This is a genomic window from Kitasatospora sp. NPDC051705 (assembly GCF_044453265.1).
Taxonomy (GTDB): domain Bacteria; phylum Actinomycetota; class Actinomycetes; order Streptomycetales; family Streptomycetaceae; genus Kitasatospora.
On the sequence record NZ_JBITCO010000038.1, the window covers coordinates 19622 to 38564 of the forward strand.

At 75.9% G+C, this 18943-nt stretch carries 18 protein-coding genes and 3 tRNA genes; 10 read left to right on the plus strand and 11 right to left on the minus strand.

The window, feature by feature from the left end; translation table 11 throughout:
- The first annotated feature begins 10 nt into the window (after window positions 1-10).
- Both ACIA8Q_RS31230 and ACIA8Q_RS31235 read left to right on the plus strand, forming a co-directional pair.
- On the plus strand, window positions 11-772 hold the full coding sequence (locus tag ACIA8Q_RS31230; RefSeq protein WP_396318094.1) for an SDR family oxidoreductase: 762 nt from the start codon (window positions 11-13) through the stop codon (window positions 770-772).
- Between the two features lie 83 nt (window positions 773-855).
- A complete protein-coding gene (locus tag ACIA8Q_RS31235; protein ID WP_387907512.1) occupies window positions 856-1551 on the plus strand; it encodes a tyrosine-protein phosphatase in 696 nt (231 codons plus the stop codon).
- Window positions 1552-1667: 116 nt separating this feature from the next.
- Here ACIA8Q_RS31235 and ACIA8Q_RS31240 read toward each other — a convergent pair whose 3' ends face one another.
- Together ACIA8Q_RS31240 and ACIA8Q_RS31245 are read right to left on the minus strand one after the other, a co-directional pair.
- Window positions 1668-2129 carry an RICIN domain-containing protein gene (locus ACIA8Q_RS31240; RefSeq protein ID WP_396318095.1) on the minus strand — a complete coding sequence of 154 codons (462 nt, stop codon included), beginning with the start codon at window positions 2127-2129 and terminating at the stop codon, window positions 1668-1670.
- The gene (locus ACIA8Q_RS31245) at window positions 2122-3288 is read right to left on the minus strand and encodes a low temperature requirement protein A (protein ID WP_360222510.1); all 1167 of its coding nucleotides are present in this window, start codon (window positions 3286-3288) and stop codon (window positions 2122-2124) included. Before ACIA8Q_RS31245 ends, ACIA8Q_RS31240 begins: the two co-directional genes overlap by 8 nt.
- Window positions 3289-3500: 212 nt before the next feature.
- Here ACIA8Q_RS31245 and ACIA8Q_RS31250 point away from each other — a divergent pair, with 212 nt between their 5' ends.
- Window positions 3501-4595, plus strand: a complete 1095-nt coding sequence (locus ACIA8Q_RS31250; RefSeq protein ID WP_360222507.1) for a hypothetical protein — start codon at window positions 3501-3503, stop codon at window positions 4593-4595.
- 189 nt (window positions 4596-4784) lie between these two features.
- Window positions 4785-5120, plus strand: a complete 336-nt coding sequence (locus tag ACIA8Q_RS31255; RefSeq protein ID WP_363365641.1) for a hypothetical protein — start codon at window positions 4785-4787, stop codon at window positions 5118-5120.
- A 67-nt stretch (window positions 5121-5187) separates the two neighbouring features.
- Here ACIA8Q_RS31255 and ACIA8Q_RS31260 read toward each other — a convergent pair whose 3' ends face one another.
- Both ACIA8Q_RS31260 and ACIA8Q_RS31265 read right to left on the minus strand, forming a co-directional pair.
- Window positions 5188-6018 (minus strand): TIGR02452 family protein, encoded by an 831-nt coding sequence (locus tag ACIA8Q_RS31260; RefSeq protein ID WP_363365640.1) that lies wholly within the window; start codon window positions 6016-6018, stop codon window positions 5188-5190.
- 266 nt (window positions 6019-6284) lie between these two features.
- Window positions 6285-8606 (minus strand): DEAD/DEAH box helicase, encoded by a 2322-nt coding sequence (locus ACIA8Q_RS31265; RefSeq protein ID WP_360220460.1) that lies wholly within the window; start codon window positions 8604-8606, stop codon window positions 6285-6287.
- A gap of 256 nt (window positions 8607-8862) precedes the next feature.
- Between ACIA8Q_RS31265 and ACIA8Q_RS31270 the strand changes: the two genes are divergently transcribed.
- Complete coding sequence (locus ACIA8Q_RS31270) at window positions 8863-9357, plus strand: hypothetical protein (protein WP_387907500.1); 495 nt, start codon at window positions 8863-8865, stop codon at window positions 9355-9357.
- Between the two features lie 502 nt (window positions 9358-9859).
- On the opposite strand, the gene crcB (ACIA8Q_RS31275) is transcribed toward ACIA8Q_RS31270, so the two are convergent.
- The 3 genes from crcB (ACIA8Q_RS31275) to crcB (ACIA8Q_RS31285) are packed head-to-tail and all read right to left on the minus strand — an operon-like array spanning window position 9860 to window position 11066.
- Complete coding sequence (gene crcB / locus ACIA8Q_RS31275) at window positions 9860-10234, minus strand: fluoride efflux transporter CrcB (RefSeq protein WP_387907498.1); 375 nt, start codon at window positions 10232-10234, stop codon at window positions 9860-9862.
- Window positions 10231-10581, minus strand: coding sequence for a DUF190 domain-containing protein (locus ACIA8Q_RS31280; RefSeq protein ID WP_360220454.1), 351 nt, complete (start codon window positions 10579-10581; stop codon window positions 10231-10233). The genes crcB (ACIA8Q_RS31275) and ACIA8Q_RS31280 overlap by 4 nt, the downstream gene beginning before the upstream one ends.
- On the minus strand, window positions 10578-11066 hold the full coding sequence (gene crcB / locus ACIA8Q_RS31285; protein WP_387907496.1) for a fluoride efflux transporter CrcB: 489 nt from the start codon (window positions 11064-11066) through the stop codon (window positions 10578-10580). The genes ACIA8Q_RS31280 and crcB (ACIA8Q_RS31285) overlap by 4 nt, the downstream gene beginning before the upstream one ends.
- 70 nt (window positions 11067-11136) lie before the next feature.
- Between crcB (ACIA8Q_RS31285) and ACIA8Q_RS31290 the strand changes: the two genes are divergently transcribed.
- The 4 genes from ACIA8Q_RS31290 (at window position 11137) to ACIA8Q_RS31305 (ending at window position 11929) form a co-directional block, all read left to right on the plus strand.
- Window positions 11137-11478: a metallopeptidase family protein gene (locus tag ACIA8Q_RS31290; RefSeq protein ID WP_360220448.1), complete on the plus strand. Its 342-nt coding sequence runs from the start codon at window positions 11137-11139 to the stop codon at window positions 11476-11478.
- 148 nt (window positions 11479-11626) lie between these two features.
- A tRNA-Glu gene (locus tag ACIA8Q_RS31295) sits at window positions 11627-11699 on the plus strand.
- A gap of 55 nt (window positions 11700-11754) precedes the next feature.
- A tRNA-Asp gene (locus ACIA8Q_RS31300) sits at window positions 11755-11828 on the plus strand.
- Between the two features lie 27 nt (window positions 11829-11855).
- Window positions 11856-11929, plus strand: a tRNA-Phe gene (locus ACIA8Q_RS31305).
- 145 nt (window positions 11930-12074) lie between these two features.
- Here ACIA8Q_RS31305 and ACIA8Q_RS31310 read toward each other — a convergent pair.
- The 3 genes from ACIA8Q_RS31310 to ACIA8Q_RS31320 all read right to left on the minus strand — a co-directional run bounded on the left by ACIA8Q_RS31310 (window position 12075) and on the right by ACIA8Q_RS31320 (window position 16019).
- On the minus strand, window positions 12075-13565 hold the full coding sequence (locus ACIA8Q_RS31310) for a DUF262 domain-containing protein (RefSeq protein ID WP_396318096.1): 1491 nt from the start codon (window positions 13563-13565) through the stop codon (window positions 12075-12077).
- 291 nt (window positions 13566-13856) lie between these two features.
- A complete protein-coding gene (locus ACIA8Q_RS31315; RefSeq protein WP_396318097.1) occupies window positions 13857-15002 on the minus strand; it encodes an alpha/beta hydrolase family protein in 1146 nt (381 codons plus the stop codon).
- A gap of 96 nt (window positions 15003-15098) precedes the next feature.
- Window positions 15099-16019 carry a zinc-binding dehydrogenase gene (locus tag ACIA8Q_RS31320; protein ID WP_360213126.1) on the minus strand — a complete coding sequence of 307 codons (921 nt, stop codon included), beginning with the start codon at window positions 16017-16019 and terminating at the stop codon, window positions 15099-15101.
- A gap of 221 nt (window positions 16020-16240) precedes the next feature.
- Here ACIA8Q_RS31320 and ACIA8Q_RS31325 point away from each other — a divergent pair, with 221 nt between their 5' ends.
- Window positions 16241-17221 carry a LysR family transcriptional regulator gene (locus ACIA8Q_RS31325; RefSeq protein WP_396318098.1) on the plus strand — a complete coding sequence of 327 codons (981 nt, stop codon included), beginning with the start codon at window positions 16241-16243 and terminating at the stop codon, window positions 17219-17221.
- Between the two features lie 120 nt (window positions 17222-17341).
- Here ACIA8Q_RS31325 and ACIA8Q_RS31330 read toward each other — a convergent pair whose 3' ends face one another.
- On the minus strand, window positions 17342-18553 hold the full coding sequence (locus ACIA8Q_RS31330) for a serine hydrolase domain-containing protein (protein WP_396318099.1): 1212 nt from the start codon (window positions 18551-18553) through the stop codon (window positions 17342-17344).
- Between the last annotated feature and the right edge of the window lie 390 nt (window positions 18554-18943).

Consider the following 18943-nt stretch of genomic DNA (forward strand, 5'->3'; position numbering starts at 1 on the left):
CGTACCGACCATGTCGACCACCACCTCCGACGACGTCCTGATCATCACCGGCGCCGGTCGCGGCATCGGTGCCGCCACCGCCCTGCTGGCCGCCCGGCGCGGCTACCGGGTCTGCGTCAACTACCGTGCGGACGAGGCCTCGGCGGCCGCCGTGGTGGACTCCGTCCGGGCCGCGGGCGGCACCGCGATCGCCGTCCGGGCCGACGTCAGCCGGACCGCCGAGGTGGAGCGGCTGTTCGCCACCGTGGACGCCGAACGCGGCCCGCTCACCGGCCTGGTGAACAACGCGGGCACCCTGGAGCGGCAGTCCCGGCTGGAGGACATCGACGAGGACCGGCTGAACCGCATCTGGGCCGCCAACATCACCGGCCCGTTCCTGTGCTCCGCCCAGGCCGTCCGCCGGATGTCCACCCGGCACGGCGGCCGCGGCGGCGCCATCGTCAACGTCTCCTCGGCCGCCTCCCGGCTGGGCTCGCCCAACGAGTACGTCGACTACGCGGCCGCCAAGGGCGCCGTCGACTCGATGACCCGCGGCCTCGCCCTGGAGGTGGCCGCCGAGGGCATCCGGGTCAACGCCGTCCGCCCCGGGCTCATCCACACCGACATCCACGCCCTCGGCGGCGAGCCCGGCCGGGTCGACCGGGTCGCCCCCGGACTCCCGATGCGGCGCGGCGGGCGGGCGGAGGAGGTCGCCGAGGCCGTCCTCTTCCTGCTCTCCCCGGCCGCCTCGTACACCACCGGCGCGTTCCTGGAGGTCTCCGGCGGCCGGTGACCGCTGCGGCGTCCCCGGCGGACGCCGAAAGGCCCCCTCCGGTTTCCTTCCGCCGACCCGCCCGCCGCCCGTACGGTGATGCCATGACCGACGCCTTCATCGACATCCCCGGTGTGCGCAACTTCCGTGACGCGGGCGGGATCGGCGCCCTCCGCCGGGGCGTGCTCTACCGCTCCGGCTCCTTCCACGACCTCACCGAGGAGGGCGCGCGGCGCCTCAAGGCCCTCGGTCTGCGCACCGTCCTCGACCTGCGCAGCCCGTTCGAGCTGGAGGTCTGGCCGGACCTGCGGCACGGGCTCGACCACGAGACCCTCAACCTGCCGACCCTGCCCGCCAACCGCGAGGACGTCGACCAGCCCTGGCCGGAGGACCAGGCCTCGCTCTACCCCTTCATGGCCGGGACGGCCGGCCCCTCGCTCGTCGCCGTGGTCCGCCACCTGGCCGCCCCCGGCACGCTGCCCGCCGTCGTCCACTGCGCCGTCGGCAAGGACCGCACCGGGCTGACCATCGCCGTCCTGCAGTCGCTGCTCGGCGCCTCCGAGGAGGAGATCACCACCGACTACCTGCGCTCCAACGTCGGACTCGGCCTCGACCAGGGCCCCCAGCCGTACGTCGACGAGACCGGCGCCGAACGCACCTCGCGCCCGATCAGCGCCGCGCTGCTCGACTCCGCCCTCTCCTGGATCACCGGCCGGCACGGCTCCGTCCCCGACTACCTGCGGGCCCACGGCGTGACCGACGAGGAGCTGACCGCGCTGCACGCCAACCTGTCGGGCTGAGCCCCGGCGGGCACGGCACGCGGCACCGGCGGCGGCCCGGCCCGGCGGCACACCGACCCGGGCAGCACCGAGCCGGGCGGCACCGGCCCGCGGCCCTCAGTCCCTGCCCGCGGCCCTCAGTCCCGGCGCTCGAAGCGCCACCACTGGGTGGGCGAGTCGACGTCCTCCCACTGGTGGACGGCCCGGTCGGGGGCCGGGGCGGCGGTGAGCGGCTTGCCGCTGATGAAGCTGGTGATCGTGTAGGTGCCGGGGTCGTCCACGTGGGCCTCCAGCAGCCACTCCTGGGCGCCGAAGGCGTTCGCCGACCACTGCTGGACGGGCACGCCGTCCTCGACGGAGGCGCCGGTGACGTCGAGGCGCTTGCCGCTGCCCGCGTTCTCCAGGTGGCGCAGCGCCCCGCCGGGGTGCACGGCGGTCAGCTGCCAGAGCTGGGCGTCGGAGCCGTCGTCGGCGCCCTGGCGGACCCGGGCGCCGCTGCGGCGGCTGCCGTCGGCCACCTCGAGCAGCAGACCGCTGCCGACGTTGCGGACCAGGTAGCGGCCGTCGGTGATCGCGGTCTCGCGCGCGCTGTCAGTCACGCTCGAAGTGTGCCACCGGGGACTGACGGAGCTCGTAGCCGAAGACCGCGGCGAGCACGGCGGCGGTGGCCGCGACCTGGACGAGCGCGGAGACCTCGGTGCCGAGCGGAACGGCGGCCACCACCAGGGCGGCGCCGGCCAGGCGCGGGGCGTTGGGCCGCAGGCCGAAGAAGCGGCGGACGGCGGTGTTGACCACCAGGTAGAGCGCGGTGCCGCCGGCCAGCGAGGCGGCCTGCGGGAGGCTCACCGGGGCCACCGGGTGGGCGACCGCGGACTTCACCCCGGCGGCGAACAGCAGCACGCCGAGCAGCAGGCCGAAGTGGCCGAGGTTGTAGACGGTGACCGCGGCCCGGTTGCGCTCGGCCGAGGGCAGCGCGGCCATGTGGTGCTCGGCGCGGGCGTCGTCGTCGTGCCCGAAGTACGCCCACCACAGGCCCACGCAGACGCTGAGGCTGAGCAGGGCGACGGCGATCAGCCCCGGGCCGAGGTCCGTGCTGCCGGCGCCGACGCCGATGGCGATCACCGACTCGCCGAAGGCGATGATCACGATCAGCCCGTGGCGCTCCACGAAGTGGTCGGCCCGCAGCCGGAACTCCGGCAGCCCGGCGAGCCGCGGGGTGACGAACTGCAGCGCGAAGGCCGCCGCCCAGAAGGCGAGTTGGACCGTGCCGGTGAGGTAGCCGCCGGTCACCACCAGGGCCCCGCCGACCAGGTTGGCCCCGCCCATCCGCAGCACCGGGGCGAGCGCCACCCCGGCGGCCGCGAACATCCCGGTGTGCACCGCGACCACCACCAGGTACGCCCAGCCGAAGGCGGCGCCGCTGCCCTCGAAGGCGTGCGGGACGGCCAGCGAGATGACCAGGAACGCGGCCATCGCCAACAGCAGCAGACCGCGCCGGCCGTGGGTGCGCGGCGGCATCGCGTTGGTGAGCCAGATGAAGGCGTCGTACATCCACCAGATGACCGCCAGCATCACCAGCACCTGCGCGAACCCACCGGGGGTGAGGTGGTGGACGAGGCTGCCGGTGAGCTGGGTGATGGTGAAGACGAAGACGAGGTCGAGGAAGAGCTCGAGCGGGGCCACCTTCAGGGCCGGCTCGGCCGCGGAGGCCGGGCGGGCCGTCACGCGGCGGGAGTCGAGGGCACGGGACGCGGTCACCGCGCGAGTATGCGGTACGGCGGCGGTGCCGCGCGGGGTTTTCCACCGAGCGGGCACCGGCACCCGCGGGAGTGTCCGGCGGGCCCGGCCGTCGGGCGTCCGGGGCGCCGCCACCCGGGGCGGCGACCGGGGGCGGCGACCGGCAGGGCACCGCCCGGAGGACCGGGTACCCGACGCCGCGGCGCGCCGCGCCGCCGCCTATGCTGCGGCGAATGTCCTTCGAGCAGATTCCGCCGCACCGTCAGCAACCCGCCCTCCTGGAGGCGGTGGCCGAGTTGGAGGCGGTGACCGCCGCCGGGGACGACGAGGGCTTCGGCCCCGCGCTGGGCCGGGTGGGCGGGCTGTTCGGGTCGGCCGGGCCGGCCGAGGTGGCCGCGGCCGGGCCCCGGCTGGCCGCGCTGCTGCCGGACGCCCCGCCGTTCCCCCGGGCCCACCTGGCGATGGTGGTGGGCGCCTGCGTGGAGAACGGCGCCGATCCGCTGGCCTGCGCCGGCCCGGTGCTGGCGGGCCTGCGCGGGGCGCTGGGCGGCGCGCAGCGGCTGGTGCGGCGGTGGGAGGAGACCGGCGGCGGCCCGCTGCCGGATCCGGAGGCGGACGATCCGTCCGAGGCGCACGACCGGATCGAGCACCGGGAGCACCTGGACGCCTGGCACGCCCACCTGGCCGTGGTCGGCTGGTGGACGCTGCACCTCTGGCAGCAGGCCGCCTGGGCGGTGTACGCGCACGCGGCGGTGCGGACCGAGGCGCGGGCCTCGGGCGTCACCGGAGTGCTGCTGGAGCTGTTCGGCCGGTACTCCGGCGGGCAGCACGAGTTCAAGGGCCTGGCCCACCTGGCGCTGGTCCTCGACGACGAGCCGCTGCTGGTCCTGCACCGCCCCACCGGCGCCGGCTTCCTGCTGCGGATGGACGGGCTGAGCGACACCTTCCAGCTGCACACCCTGCTGGCCGACGTGCTGGTCGGCGGCGGCCACCTGCCCGGCCCCCGGCCGGACCCGGAGGTGGCGGCGCTGGCCCGCACCGCCGTCCTGGACGGTCGCCGGGTGATCGCGACCGGCGCGTTCAACCTCGTCGCCCCGGACGGCTCGTGGCTCTGGAACGAGGGCACGCCGAGCGACGTCCCGGTGGTGGACGGCGTGCGCACCCTGGTGCTGGACCCGCTGCCCTACGAGCGCAGCTGGTCGGCCGGGCGGTTCATCCAGGAGCTCCCGGGGGACCTCCGGCTGGAACGGGTGCTGCCCCCGGCGGAGGCCGCGCGGCTGCTGGCCCGGATCGCCCCGGCGCAGTCGGCGGAGCAGGCGTTCCGGTAGCGGCGGGCCCCGCTCCCCGGGCCCGGACCCACTCCGGCCGGGGCCCGAAACGGGGCAGGGCAGGACCGGACGGGACGGGACGGGACGGGACGGGAGCGCGGAACGGCCGGGCGAGGGGCGGGATACGGCCGGGTTAGGGTCGGGAGGCGGAACAGGAAGTCGGAACAGCCCCTACGAGTGGAGTCCCCCATGGCGAAGGTCCCGAACGTGCTCGTCTCCGCCGCGCCCGCCGCGCTGACCGCGGCGAGCGGCCTGGTCGGCGGCTACGGCGTCGCCCGCTGGAGCGGCCGGCGCGAGCTGGGCGGCGCGGTGCTGGCGGCCGCCGGTGCCGGGGCGGCCGCGCAGTGGCGCCGCAGTTCGGGCCCGGCCACCGCGGCGGCGCTGACCGGCCTGTACGTGGCGGCCTTCGGCGGCTCCCACCCGCTGGCGAAGAAGATCGGCGCCTGGCCGTCCGTCCTCGCCGTCACCGCCGTGGTCGCGGCGGCCTCGACGGCCGCCACGGCGCTCTCCGCCCGCCGCCGCTAGGGCCCGGCCCCCGGGCGGCGCGGGCCCGCGGGGGTCACAGACCGGGGGGGGCGGCGCGCGGCGGGCGTCATCGCACCGCCGCGCCGAACCGCTCCGCGAAGGCGGCCCGGTTCGCCGAGACCGGTGAGCGGTCCCAGACCGCGAACACCACCCGCTCGAAGGCCGCCCCGTACCGGGCCAGCGCGCCCTCGAAGGCCTCGGCGACCTGCGCCGGGTCGTTGCGGAACACCCCGCAGCCCCAGGCCCCGAGCACCAGCGTGCGGACCTCGTGCCGGGCCGCCGCCGCGAGCACCCGGACGGCCCGCTCGGCGAGCACGCCGCGGACGTCCACGCCGGCCGAACGCCGCTCCAGCTGGCCGGCGTTGGGCGCGGGCGAGGTCAGGAAGGTGACCGGGTAGGGCCGGGCCAGCAGCTCGCCGCGCCCGTCCCTGATCACCGGGACCGCGGGCGAGACGATCACCCGGTGGCTGTACCGCAGGTCGGTCGAGGCCCGGTGCGCCTCGTAGTAGTCGGGCGCCTCCAGCAGGCAGGTGTACAGCAGCGCGCTGCGGCACAGGTCCTCCTCCTGGGCGCGGGCGCCGCGCAGGTAGCCGCCGCCGGGGTTGCGCGCGGAGGCGAAGTTGAGGACCCCGACCGGGCCGGCCCCGCCCTCGACCAGGCGCCGGGCGGCCTCGATGCTGCCCTCGGCGGTGACCTCCACCGCCCCGCGCGGCCCCGGCCCCGGATCGCCGGCGCGCAGCAGCGCGGCCAGCCCCTCCGGCGGGTACGACACCGTCCCGGCCCGGGCCGCCGCCAACTGCTCCCCCACCGACACGGGTTCGCCCCCGGACGCCCGGTAGCTCCCCCGCTCGGCGATCTCCTCGTTCCTCCGTGCCACGTCGTGCAGTCTGCTGCTCATGGCCGCGACGCTACGGGACTTCCGCCACTCCGCGCCACAGGTTATTCTCACTCGCAGAACAACACCTCCGGGGGCACGAGGGAGGTGTCGGGGGCACCGGGGGGTGTCCGGGGGGCCGGGGGAACGCGAAGGGCCCGCTCCAGTGCATGGAGCGGGCCCTTCGTGCGTTCCTCCCGGCCGGGGCCGGCCGGCACGGGCGTCCTGCGCCCGGCCCGGCCGGCCTCAGCCGCGGCCGTCACCGGTGGCGGACCACCGGCCGTACGGCGTCAGTTCTTCCAGCGCGGCTTGCGGTCGTCGCGGTTGAAGCCGCCGCGGTCGCGGTCGAAGCCACCCGAACGGGCGCCGCGGTCGTCACGGTCCCGGCCGCCGAAGCCGCCGGAGGCCTGCGGGCGGCCACCGGAGCGGTGGTCGTCCCGGCGGGCGAACGGACGGCTGCTGGCGCCGCGCTCGTCGCGGTCACGGCCGAAGGCCGGACGGTCGCCGAAGGAGCGGGCCGGACGGTCGCCGAAGGAGCGGCCGCCACGGTCGTCACGGTCACGGTTGAAGCCACCGCGGTCACGGTCGAAGCCGCCGGAGCGGGCCGGACGGTCGCCGAAGGAGCGGCCGCCACGGTCGTCACGGTCACGGTTGAAGCCACCGGAGCGGCGGTCGTCACGGTCACGGTCGAAGCCGCCCGAACGGGCGCCGCGGTCGTCACGGTCACGGCCGCCGAAGCCGGCGCGGTCGCGGTCGAAGCCACCGGAGCGGCGGTCGTCGCGGTCGCGGCCGCCGAAGCCGCCCGAACGACGGTCGTCACGGTCACGGTTGAAGCCGCCGGAGCGACGGTCGTCACGGTCGCGGTCGAAGCCGCCCGAGCGGCGGTCGTCGCGGTCGCGGCCGCCGAAGCCGCCCGAACGACGGTCGTCACGGTCACGGTCGCGGTCGCGGCCGAAGGCCGGACGCTCGGTGCGCGCCTCGCGGTACGACGGGGTGCGGTCCTCGGCCTGCGGCGCGGCGGCCGCGGCGGTCGCCTCGGCGGCCGGGGCCTCCGCGGCGGCGTCGTCGCCGGCCTCGGCGGCCGGGGCCTCGTCCACGATGCCCAGGTCGGCGCGCTCGCGGGCGGCGCGGGCGGCCAGGCGGTCGGCCTCCTCGCGCAGCTCGGTGGCGCGGCGCTGCGCGCGCTCCAGCTGGCGGGTCATGTCGGCGAGCTCACGCTCGGCGGCACCGGCGATGTTGGCGGCGCTCTCGGCCTGGACCTCGGTGAGCGAGCGGGCGCCGGTGATCTTGGCGACCTCGGCGTCGAAGGCGTGGTCCAGGATGTGGCGGCTGGCGTCGACGCCCGCGTCCTCCATCAGGCGGAAGACGCCGCGGCGCTGGTGCGGCAGCACCAGGGTGACGACGGCGCCGGAGCGGCCGGCGCGGGCGGTGCGGCCGGAGCGGTGCAGGTAGTCCTTGTGGTCGCCGGCCGGGTCCACGTTGAGGACCAGGTCGATGCCGTCGACGTGGATGCCGCGGGCGGCGACGTCGGTGGCGACGACGACGTTGACGTAGCCGTCCTTGAAGTCGCCGAGGACGCGGGTGCGGGCGCCCTGGGTCATGCCGCCGTGCAGCGCGTCGGCCTTCACGCCGGCCTCGATGAGCTGCTCGGCGACGCGGTCGGCGCCCATCTGGGTGCGGACGAAGATGATCGTGCGGCCCTTGCGGGCGGCGATCGCGTTGGTGATCGGCGCCTTGTCCTTGGGCTTCACCACGAGGATGTGGTGGGTCATGGTGGTGACGGCGCCGGCCGACGGGTCGACCTCGTGGGTGACCGGGTTCTTCAGGTAGCGCTTCACCAGGGTGTCGATCTCGTTCTCCAGGGTGGCGGAGAACAGCAGGCGCTGGCCGCCGGCCGGCACCTGGTCGAGGATCTCGGTGACCTCGGGCAGGAAGCCCATGTCGGCCATCTGGTCGGCCTCGTCGAGCACGACGGTCTGGACGTCGTCCAGCTTGGCCGAGCCGCGGTTCAGCAGGTCGCGCAGGCGGCCCGGGGTGGCGACCAGGATGTCGACGCCGCGCTCCAGCGCGTAGATCTGGTTCGACATCGAGGTACCGCCGCAGACGACCTTGAGACGCAGGCCGAGCACCGAGCCGAAGGGCTCCAGGGCGTCGGCGACCTGCATGGCCAGCTCGCGGGTCGGGACCAGGATCAGGCCGCGCGGGTGCTTGGCGCGGGTGCGCTCGCCGTCGGCGAGGCGGGTCAGCAGCGGCAGGCCGAAGCTGAGGGTCTTGCCGGAGCCGGTGCGGCCGCGGCCCAGCACGTCCTTGCCGGCCAGGGCGTCCGGGATGGTCGCGGCCTGGATCGGGAAGGGGGTGGTGACGCCGCGCTTGGCGAGGGCGCGCACGACGTCGTCGTGCAGGCCCAGGTCGCCGAAGGTGATGGTGGGCTCGGCGGCCTCGGCGGTGTCGTCCGCGTCGGTGGCGTCCGAGTCGGCGTCGGCGATCCCGGCGTCGATCAGCTCGACGTCGGCGAGGTCGACGACCTCGGTGGTGGTGTCGTTGGTGTCGGTGACATCGGCGGCGGACTCGCTTGCGGGCATGGCGAAGCGGGCGTCGTCAACGAGAGACATGCAAAACCTTCCGGAAGTGGCACGCGCCAAAGTCCGGGGTTCTGTTTCACAACCGCCTCTATGCGGTCAGCCACGGATCGCCGGAACGCGCCAAGGGCGCCAGATGGAAATAGGGCGCCAGTCAAATGGATCAAACGAACGATCTACCACCATAGAGGAACCTCGGGATCAGAGGCAAATGCCCTGGCCAGCTCGCTAATGCCCACCCGCGCGCGGGCTCGGGGCCGAGGAACCGGAGTTACCCGCAGAGGGCTCCGTGGCCGGTGGGGCGGTGGTGGCGGGTGCGCTGTGCTCGGGCTCGGGGGACGTCGACGGGTGGCTGCTCGGCGTCGCCGACGGCGTGCCCGCCGCACCCCCGCCACCGTGCCCGTCACCGGTGCCGCCCGTCCCGCCGGAGCCGCCCGGGCCAGCGGTGGTGCCGCTGCCGGCCGCCCCGCCGGGGCCGGCCGTCGAACCGCCCGTACGGGGCGCGGGGCTGGCGCTCACGCCGCCCGCCGCACCGTTCACGCCGGTCGCACCCGGCGCGGTGTCCATGGCGGGCGCCGCCGGGACCGGGACCACGCCGGCGGCCGCGCCGGTCACGCCCGGCGCCACCTCGCCCGCCACGGCGGCCGTGGCCCCGCTCGGCGCACTCTCTCCCGGCGAGCTCCCCGGGCGCTCCGGGCGCCCCGACACGCCCCCCGGGTGCCCGGCGCCGGGCGAGGCCGACGGCCCGCCCGTCGCCCCCGGCCTCCCGGCCGGACCGGCCTGACCGACCGGCGCCACACCGTGCTTCTCCTCCGTCGCCCCGCCCGGGCCCACCGACATGCAACCCGTCAGCCCCAGCCCGGCCACCGCCAGCACCGCCGCGGCCCGCACCCCGCTCGACCGCCGGACCACCGCGCCCGGCACCGCCCGCCCCGCCGCCAGCTCCCGCAGCGGGGTCGCGCCCCGCGCCGGAGCCACCCGCGCCGTCCCCGCACGCACCGCCGCCCGAACCGCCCGCACCGAAGCCACCGCGCTCACTCTCCACCGCCCCGCCCGGGCCGCCCACTGCCGCGCGGCCGCTTCCGGTGCCCAACGCGCACCCGCCCCGGCGGGACACGGGCGGCACGCCAGGAAGCCCCCGGGCGGGCCCTGCGGGGCGCGTGGGGCCAGCGGGGCCCCGCGGGGACCGGGACGGGGCCGGAGGCGCGCCGGGGCGGCCTGCAGGGCCTCCGGAGCGCCGGGGCCCGCACGGCCCCGCAACGGCGGGCCTCCCGGGCCCGGCCGGATCAGCCCCAGAGCGCCGAGGCCAGCCCCGCCCCCGCGTACACCGCGGCCAGGCCCACCGCCAGGCTCCCCGCCGCGTTCGCCAGCGCGTACCGCCCGGAGCCGGTCTCCACCAGCCGCAACGTCTCGTACGAGAACGTCGAGTAGGTCGTCAGCGCCCCGCACAGCCCCGTCCCCAGCAGCAGCTGGACCTGCGAGGACGCCGCCCCCGCCGCCACCGCCCCGGTCACCAGGCCCAGCACCAGGCAGCCGACCGCGTTCACCGTGAACGTCCCCCACGGGAACACCGAGTCGTGCCGGGCCTGGACCACGCGGTCCGTCAGGTACCGCAGCGGCGCGCCGACCACCGCGCCCGCCACCACCAGCAGCCAGTTCACCCCGCCGCCCCCTCCCGCCCCACGTAGCGCACCACCTCGCAGCGGTCGAGCACTACCAGCCCCTCCGCGACCAGCCCGTCCAGCTGCGGCAGGAACGCCCGCACCCGCTCCTCCTCGTCCACGATCACCACCGCCACCGGCAGGTCCTCGCTCAGCGACAGCAGCCGCGCCGTGTGCACCAGCGACGACGCCCCGAAGCCCTCGATCCCCCGGAACACGCTCGCCCCGGCCAGCCCGGCGGCCCGCGCGCGGTGCACGATCTCGCTGTACAGCGGCCGGTGGTGCCAGTGGTCGTTCTCACCCACCAGCACGGTCAGCCGCAGCGCCGGCCCGCTCAGCCCGCTCACCGCGCGCCCCCTCGGCGGATCAGACGGCGCGTCACGCCGGCCGCCGCCCACACCGCGCCGAGCGCGGCCACCAGGGTCAGCCCCAGGTACGTCAGGCCGAGTCCGAGCCGCCCCGCCTCCAGCAGCCGCCGGACGTCCACCGCGTAGGTCGAGAAGGTCGTGAACCCGCCCAGCACCCCGGTGCCGAAGAACGGCCGCAGCAGCGGGTGCACCGGACGCCCCTCGGTCACGGTCACCAGGAAGACCCCGATCACCGCGCAACCGACCACGTTGACCAGCAGCGTCGTCCACGGGAACGCCGTCGGGCCGTCGGGCCGGAGCAGCCCGGCCGCGTACCGCGCCAGGGCCCCGATCGCCCCGCCCGCCGCGACCACCGCCACCGCGGGCCCCTGCCCGCGCAGCACCGGAGGCCGCCCGCGCTCCGCCGCGCCGCCCCGCGGCCTGGCTCGCGCCGGGCCGTCCACCGTGCCGTCCGAGGTCGCCATGGGCCCATCAAACACCGGCTCACGCCACCTGGCACACCGTCACCCCAGACCCGACAATGATCCGGTGGAGATGACCCGGGAAGAGTTCGAGACGCTGGTCAGCGACGCCCTCGACCAGATTCCCCCGCAGCTCGCGGCCATGATGGACAACGTCGCCGTCTTCGTCGAGGACGAACCGGACGCCTCCGACCCGGAGCTCCTCGGCCTCTACGAGGGCACTCCGCTCACCGAGCGCGGCGAGTGGTACGCCGGCGTCCTGCCCGACCGGATCATCATCTACCGCGGCCCCACCCTCCGGCACTGCGAGACCCACGAGCAGGTCGTCGAGGAGGTGCGCACCACGGTGATCCACGAGGTCGCCCACCACTTCGGCTTCGACGACCACGAACTCGACGAGCTCGGCTGGTCCTGACCGGCTCCCCGCCCGCCCCGGACCGGCCGCGCCCCGCGCCCCGGACCGCCCCCGACCCGACCGGCCGAAACCCGTTTTGGCGATCCGCCCGGCATCCCATATGCTTCTCGACGTCCCCGAGCGCTGGAAACAGCGGGACAGGCCGCAAGCCCTCATCGTCTAGTGGCCCAGGACGCCGCCCTTTCAAGGCGGTAGCACGGGTTCGAATCCCGTTGGGGGCACGCAGTACCGTAGTAAAGTGCAGTGACGCAAGACCTGAGTGGGAAACCACTTCTAGGTCCCGTGGAGCAGTTGGTTAGCTCGCCACCCTGTCAAGGTGGAGGTCGCGGGTTCAAGTCCCGTCGGGATCGCTCGTCTCGCAAGAGACGGTGCAGTACGGCCAGGTAGCTCAGTTGGTACGAGCGTCCGCCTGAAAAGCGGAAGGTCGCCGGTTCGACCCCGGCCCTGGCCACAGAAGGAAGGCCCCGGAGAGTCCACTCTCCGGGGCCTTCCGCATGCCCGCCCACGACCCGCCCGGCGGGGATGCGCGGACGTGACGGAGGTCACGGCCACGCGGTGGCGGCCCGTTGCCCCGGGCCGCCACCGCGGGGCCGACGTCAGACCGCCAGCCCGGCGAGATCCGCCGCGATCTCCCTCAGCAGCGCCGCCTGCACCATCGGGAAGTGCGTCGGGTCCAGCGTGGACGGTGCGGTCTCCCCGCCGGAGTACTTGGCGAAGGTCTGGCCGATCTTGATGCGCTTGCCCGCCACCGCGCCCGCCTTGCCGTGGTCCACGTCGTGCTGGAGGCCCGTGCGCAGCAGGTTGACGTCCTCGAAGGACGGCGGGACGTTCCCGGCGAGGCGCTGGCCGGGGCCCTCCCGGAAGAGGAAGTGGAGGTCCCCGATGAAGTTCGAGTAGCTCTTGAAGTCCGTCACCACGTCGCGGCAGCGCGCCAGCCCGGCGGAGGTCTTGTTGGTGATCTTGAAGAGGTCGGATCCGTTCTTGGCGGCGTACTCGTCGTTCCGTGCCGCCACGAGGTCCTGCACCCGCCGCCCCAGCCGCTCGATCTCCACGGAGATCCCGCTGGCCGCGATGTTCTCCGGCCCGAGCGCCTCCACCCAGGAGGAGTTCGAGAGCATCAATTTGCGGAGCAGGATCGCGTGGCGGTCCCCGGGCCCCGACTTGACGTTCGCCGAGAGGGTGCGCTGGAACTCGAGGAACGAGCGGTCGGTCGCCCTCGTCCCCAGTTCGTTCTGCCGGGAGAGGTCGGCTCCGAATCCCTCGAAGAACTTGCAGAGGCCGACCTCCATCCCGTCCGCCCGGCCGGCGGCCACCAGCCGCGTCGTCAGGGTGATGAACGACTGGATGGTGCTCCTGTTCCGCAGGACCGAACTCTGACCGGGAAAGGCGCGGTTCAGGTAGTCGAGCGTGGCGACGATGCGGAGCGCGACATTGGAATTCTCGGAGAAACTCGCCTGGGACTCGGCGAGCCGCTTCAGGTCGTCGTACCGCAGACGTGCCTCGAGCCCCTCGATCTCGACGGCGACCACCTTGGAGGCGATGTCGAAGTACGCCTTCCGGGTGTCACGAATGGCGACCTTCTCGGTGAAGAAGGGGTGCTTGGCGAGCTTGCGGGCGAACTTCGTCATCCCGCTGTTGACGGCGTTCAGCTTCTCGGCGGCGGTCAGGATCATGCCGCCCTGGAGCCGCTGGAAGAACTCCTGGATGTCGTCGTCGCTGGCTTCCGTGATCTCGTCGTACTCGATCTCGAAATCGTCGAACCGGTCGGTGACGACGTCCGGGAGCTCGTGATAGGTCGCACCGCCGAACTCCGCCGCCGACTCCTCGGAGAGCCGCAGCGTGCCCTCGAAGAACTCCCAGATGGCCGCCAGCCGCTGCTGGCCGTCGACCACGTCGAATTCGTCCGGGTCGTTCGACGTCTTGGCGAAGTAGAACTTGGGGAGCTTCCACCCGTTCAGGATCGAATCGATGAGGAGCTGCTTGCGGGCCAGTGGCCAGACCTCGTCCCGCTGCCAGTCAGGGATGTCGTAACGGCCGCGTCGCTTGTAGGCCTTGTCAAGCGCCATCTTGCGCGCTTCCATCTTCATGAACTGCTCCGCAGCTGCGAGGAAATGGGTTCGAATGGTGTGCCCGGCGGGAGGAATGAGGCGCGCTGACGGGCCTCGTCGACGACGATAGCGGAACGAACCTTTCCCCACCTCCCTTTTGATGACAGGGGAATCGGCACCACAACGGGCCGGATAGCGTGCGGAGCCGACGCGACTCGGCCCGTTCTCCCGTGACTTCGGCATAAGCGGTGCATCGCCGCGCGGCTTCCTCGTCCGGGCCGGGCGCCGCGCGGCCGACGGCGTCCCCTCGCGCTCGTCGGCCGCGGGTCGTCAGCCGCGGGCGCCGGGCGTCCCGTCGGCGGCGAGGCGGGTGGCGAGCCAGTCGGCGGTGGCCGGGAGCCAGTCGGCGAGGGCGGTGCCGAGCAGGTGGTTGCCGTGCGGGACGAGCAGCAGTTCGGCGTCGGGGGCGTGCTCGGCGAGGGCCGTCGCGGGGGTGACGCCGGGGATGCCGTCCTGGCCGCCCTCGACGACCAGCAGCGGGGTGGTGATCGTCGGGGCGAGCGCGGTCAGGTCGATCCGGCGGGCGAAGGCGCGCGCGGCGTCGAGGCCGCCGCAGCGCTGGGCGAGGGTCGCGGTGACGAACGGGACGAGGCCGTCCCAGTCCAGCCGGTACGGGCCGCTGACCAGGGCGGCGGCCCGGACCCGGGGCTCGTGGGCGGCGGCCTTCGCGGCGTGGTGGCCGCCCAGGCTGAGACCGATCACGGCGACCCGGTCCAGGTCCAGGTCCAGGCCCGCGTCCGCGTCGAGGGCGTCCAGGGCGCGGGCGACGATCCGGTGGTAGTCCGGCTCCTGGGTGCTGACGGCGGCGAGGACCCCCTGCCCCGGGCCGTCGATCGCGAGGACGGCGAGGCCACGGGCCAGCAGGGCCTCGGCGACGGCGTGGAACTCCTCCTTGCCGGAGTCCGTCCCCGGCACCACCAGCACCACCGGGAGGCCGCCCGCGACAGCCGCCCGGGGGCGGCGCAGCCAGCCCGCGAAGCCCTCGCCCTCGACGCGTCGCGCGTCCGGTTCGAGGAGGGCCAGCGCCCGCCGCATCGCCTCGTCGGCCTCGGTGGCGGCGCGGGCGGCGGCGGCCCGGTCGGGGTGCGGCAGCAGGCAGGCGAAGTGGAACCAGCGGGCGGCCGCCCGGTAGCCGGTGCCGGCGGTGACGCTCCGGCCCTCGGCCTCGGCCCGGCCGGCGGCCTCGGCGTGCCGCCGGCCGGCGGCGCGGCAGGCCGCGGGCCAGTCGTGCAGGGAGGTCAGGGCGGCGGTCACCCGGGCGTACTCGTACGGGTCGAGGCCGGCGCCGTGGGCGCGCGGGCGGGTCTCCTCGACGAAGGCGGCCGTCAGGCCGGGGGCGTCCAGGAAAGAGAGGTCGGGGGTGTCAGCGGCATCAGGGGTGTCGGTGGCATCGGCGGTGTCGGGCGTGACGGTCATCGCGGGCTCGCTTCCGGCGGCGTGGGACGGGCGGGGTGGAAGGGCAGGGGTCGACGGCCGGGTGAAGGGGCGGAACGCCCGGCGGCCGCGCCGGGCTCAGCCGACGGTCAGCACGGCCTTGCCGCGGATCCGGCGCTCGCGCAGGTCGGTGAGGACGGCGGCGGTCTCCTCCCAGGGCGCGACCCGGCCGAGCTCCGGGGTCAGCCGGCCGCCCGCCGCCAGGCGCACCAGGGTGGCGAGGTCCTCGCCGTCGGGGGCGTCGGAGTCGGCGTAGTGGAAGTGCCGCAGGGTGGCGGACTCCGGGCCGGCGAAGAAGTCGAAGAAGTCGAGCGTGGCGGGCGTCCTGGAGGCCTGGCCGAACCAGATCAGCGTGCCGCGCCGGGCCAGCCGGGCGAGCGCCACCGGCAGGGCGGCCCCGCCGGTGGACTCCAGCACCAGGTCGTACGGGCCGCGCGCCGCCGCGACCTCGTGCACCACCTCGGCCGCGCCCAGCTCGGCCAGCCGGCGGCCGCGCTCCGGGGACGCGGTGACCGCGGTCAGTTCGGCGCCCGCGGCGGCGGCCAGCTCGGTGACGTAGTGGCCGACACCGCCGGAGGCGCCGGTCAGCAGCACCCGGCGGCCGGCCAGCGGGCCCGCGGTGCGGAGCAGGCGCAGCGCGGTGAGACCCGCGAGCGGCAGTGCGGCGGCACGGACGGTGTCCAGGGTGTCGGGCAGTTCGGCGAGCGAGGAGGTCGGGACGGCCACGTACTCGGCCCAGCCCCCGGCCGGCGGGTGGCCGACCACCCGCCGGCAGACGGCCGGGCCCGATCCGTCGGCGGCCGCCTGGACGACCAGCCCGGCGACGTCCTTCCCGGGCCGCCAACCGGGCCGGGGGGCCTCCAGCTGGAAGGTCTCGCCGCGGTTCACCGAGAACGCCTCGACCTTCACCAGGGCCTCCCCCGGCCCCGGCTTCGGCTGGTCCACCTCGGCGAAGCCGACCGGTACGTCCCGCCGCCCGGTGCCCAGCAGTGCCCTCATCGCGCTCTTCCCTCCACGGCCGCCCGGGCCCTGGCGGCCCGGGAACGGCCCCAGCTCACCGCGCCCGCCGGGGGCCGGTCCAACAACGAGGGGGCGGCGGCGACAACCGCCGGTTGTGCTGCCGGGCCCGGCGGGCCCGCACGGGCGTCGGGGACGGGCCCGGGGGCGGGCTCCGGCCGCGCCCGCCCGGCGGGGGTCCGCGCGGCATAGGCTGGCCGGTCATGGATCTCGATCTCGCGCAGGTGCGGGCGTTCGTGACGGCCGCGGAGGAGTTGCACTTCGGCCGGGCGGCCGGGCGGTCGGGCATCACCCAGCAGGCGCTCTCGAAGCGGGTGGCCCGGCTGGAGGGGGTGCTCGGGGTCCGGCTGCTGGAGCGGGACGCCCGCGGGGTGGCGCTGACGGAAGCGGGGCGGCGGTTCCTCGGACCGGCCCGGCGGGTGCTGGAGCAGGGCGAGCGCGCGGTGGCGGCGGTGGGGGGTGCCCGGCGGCCGCTGCGGATCGACGTGTGGGGGCACCTGTTCGCGCCGATGCGGACGGTCGCGCAGGCGCTGGGCGGGGTGCCGGGGCTGGAGGTGGAGCCGGTGCCGGGACGGGACCTGCCGTCGGTCGCGGCGGCGGTGCTGCGCGGGGAGTCGGACGCCGGGTTCGGCCGGGTGCACGCCCTGCCGGACGGCGGCGACGCCGGGTTGACGCACCGACTGGTCCGGTTGGAGCCGGTGGACGCCCTGCTGAGCACCGACCACCCGCTGGCCGACCGGGAGGTGCTGAGCCCGGCGGACCTGCGCGACGGCGTGCTGCGCTTCCCGGCCGCGGTGGACCGGCTGGACTTCCTGACCCGTTTCGCCGACCGCTTCGGCATCGCCGGGCGGATCGGTTCGACCAACCTGGGCCCGGAGCACTTCGTCGAGCGGATCCGCACCGACCCCGGCTGCTTCTCGCTCGTCCCGGCCGACTGCCCGCTGCCGGAGGCGCACCCCGGCCCGGGCCGGCCGGGGGTGCGGACGGTGCCGCTGGCCGGCCCGACGCCGCTCTACGCGTGGTCGCTGCTCTGGCGCGAGGACGGCGGCGGCGCCGGCCCCGACGCCCTGCTGGAGCCGCTGCTCCGGGCGTTCGCCGCCGAGGCCGGGCGCAGCAGGTGGCTGGAGTACGACCCGGCCCGGGACTGGCTGCCGGACGCCGACGAGGCCGCGCTCAGCACCTGAGCCCGCCCGGCCCGGCGCCCGCCCCGCCCGGCCCGGCGCCCGCCCCGCCCGCCCCCGGGCCACGCCCCCGCCCGCTCCCGGCGACCACCCGTCACCCGGGCCGCGGGGACGCCCCGCCCGTCACCCCGCCAGGGCCTGGTACGCCGCCGTCTCGAAGTCGCGCGCGATCGCCGGCGGCGTGGCGGACTCGAACATCCGCTGGGTGAGCAGCACCCCGGTCAGCCGCTCGGCCGGGTCGTTGAACCAGACCGTGCCGAGGCCGCCGTCCCAGCCGTAGCGGCCGGGGGCGGCGAGGCCGGTCCGGGCGGTGGTGACGGAGACGCCGAAGCCCCAGCCGGTGAGGTCCTCCCGGCCGAGCAGCGGTCCGGAGGCGGCCAGTTGGGCGGGGGTGAGCTGGTCGGTGGTCATCAGCTCGACGGTCGGCCGGGAGAGCACCCGCACGCCGCGGTGGCTGCCGCCGCCGAGCAGCATCCGGGCGAAGGCCAGGTAGTCGTCCAGGGTGGAGACCAGGTCGGCGCCGCCGTCCGGGAACGCCGCGGGGCGGGCCCAGGCGCTGTCGCCGGTGGCGCCGTCGTAGGGGACGAGCCGCCCGCCGGCGGGGTCGTACAGGTATTCGACGGGCAGCCGGTGGAGCTGGTCGGCCGGGACGACGAAGCCGGTGTCCCGCATGCCGAGCGGGTCGAGGACGCGCTCGCGCAGCACCTCGCCGAGCGGTCGCCCGCAGGCCCGGGCGAGCAGGACGCCGAGGACGGCCGAGCCGGTGTGGTAGAGCCAGCCGGCGCCGGGCTGGTGGAGCAGGGGCAACTCTCCGAGCCTGCGCAGGAACTCGTCCGGCTCCGGCTGGTCGGCCCGGGGCGCCCGGACGTTGACCCCGCGCTCGGCCAGGGCCCCGACGATCGGGGCGGTGGGCGGGAGCATGGCGAGGCCGTGGCCGAGCCGGAAGGTGAGCAGGTCGCGCAGGGTGATCGGCCGCGCGGCGGGCTCGGTGTCGTCGAGCTCGCCGTCCGGGCGGCGCAGCACCCGGCGGTCGGCCAGCTCGGGCAGCAGGTCGTCGACCGGGTCGTCGAGCCGCAGCACGCACTCCTCGACGAGGGTGAGGGCGGCCACCGCGGTGACCGGTTTGCTCATCGAGGCGATCCGGAAGAGGGTGTCCCGGCGCATCGGGGTGGTGCCGGCGAGGTCGTGGTGGCCCAGGACCTCCACGTGTTCGTCGCCGTCCCGGGCGACGGCGGCCACCAGACCGGGCACCCCGCCGCCCTCGACGTGGCCGGTCAGCACCCGGTGCATCCGGCCGAGCCGCTCCTCGGACAGTCCCGTCGGTCCGCCGCTCATCACCCACCGCCCTCCGGGCCGCCGACGGCCCGTCACGTCCGTTGTCGCCCACCACTGTGGCGCACTGGACCGACGGACCGGGCGCACGTCGCCGCCGACCGGGCGCGGCCCCAGGCCCGACGGGCGCGGAGTCGGCTGGTCGGCGGCGGCCGAGCCGTCCGCCGCGTAGGAGGTGATGCCCCTGGCGTCCGAGTCCGGCTTCGCCCGGACGGCTGGAGCCCGGATCCGCCTCGAACCGTTGCCGCCCCTCCCGATCACCCGCCCCCGCGCCCGCCCCGGGCGCCCCGCCCGATCACCCGCCCCCCGACCCGCCCCCCGACCCGACCCCGATCGCTCCGATCCGATCACCCGCTCCCGATCACCCGCTCCCGACCCGACCCGCCGTTCGCG

Excerpts from the sequence above, each read along its gene's own strand:
- ACIA8Q_RS31230 (WP_396318094.1), top strand. The coding sequence starts at position 11 with ATGTCGACCACCACCTCCGACGACGTCCTGATCATCACCGGCGCCGGT.
- ACIA8Q_RS31235 (WP_387907512.1), top strand. The coding sequence starts at position 856 with ATGACCGACGCCTTCATCGACATCCCCGGTGTGCGCAACTTCCGTGAC.
- ACIA8Q_RS31250 (WP_360222507.1), top strand. The coding sequence starts at position 3,501 with ATGTCCTTCGAGCAGATTCCGCCGCACCGTCAGCAACCCGCCCTCCTG.
- ACIA8Q_RS31255 (WP_363365641.1), top strand. The coding sequence starts at position 4,785 with ATGGCGAAGGTCCCGAACGTGCTCGTCTCCGCCGCGCCCGCCGCGCTG.
- ACIA8Q_RS31260 (WP_363365640.1), bottom strand. The coding sequence starts at position 6,018 with ATGAGCAGCAGACTGCACGACGTGGCACGGAGGAACGAGGAGATCGCC.
- ACIA8Q_RS31265 (WP_360220460.1), bottom strand. The coding sequence starts at position 8,606 with ATGTCTCTCGTTGACGACGCCCGCTTCGCCATGCCCGCAAGCGAGTCC.
- crcB (WP_387907496.1), bottom strand. The coding sequence starts at position 11,066 with ATGGCGACCTCGGACGGCACGGTGGACGGCCCGGCGCGAGCCAGGCCG.
- ACIA8Q_RS31290 (WP_360220448.1), top strand. The coding sequence starts at position 11,137 with ATGACCCGGGAAGAGTTCGAGACGCTGGTCAGCGACGCCCTCGACCAG.
- ACIA8Q_RS31310 (WP_396318096.1), bottom strand. The coding sequence starts at position 13,565 with ATGAAGATGGAAGCGCGCAAGATGGCGCTTGACAAGGCCTACAAGCGA.
- ACIA8Q_RS31315 (WP_396318097.1), bottom strand. The coding sequence starts at position 15,002 with ATGACCGTCACGCCCGACACCGCCGATGCCACCGACACCCCTGATGCC.
- ACIA8Q_RS31320 (WP_360213126.1), bottom strand. The coding sequence starts at position 16,019 with ATGAGGGCACTGCTGGGCACCGGGCGGCGGGACGTACCGGTCGGCTTC.
- ACIA8Q_RS31325 (WP_396318098.1), top strand. The coding sequence starts at position 16,241 with ATGGATCTCGATCTCGCGCAGGTGCGGGCGTTCGTGACGGCCGCGGAG.
- ACIA8Q_RS31330 (WP_396318099.1), bottom strand. The coding sequence starts at position 18,553 with ATGAGCGGCGGACCGACGGGACTGTCCGAGGAGCGGCTCGGCCGGATG.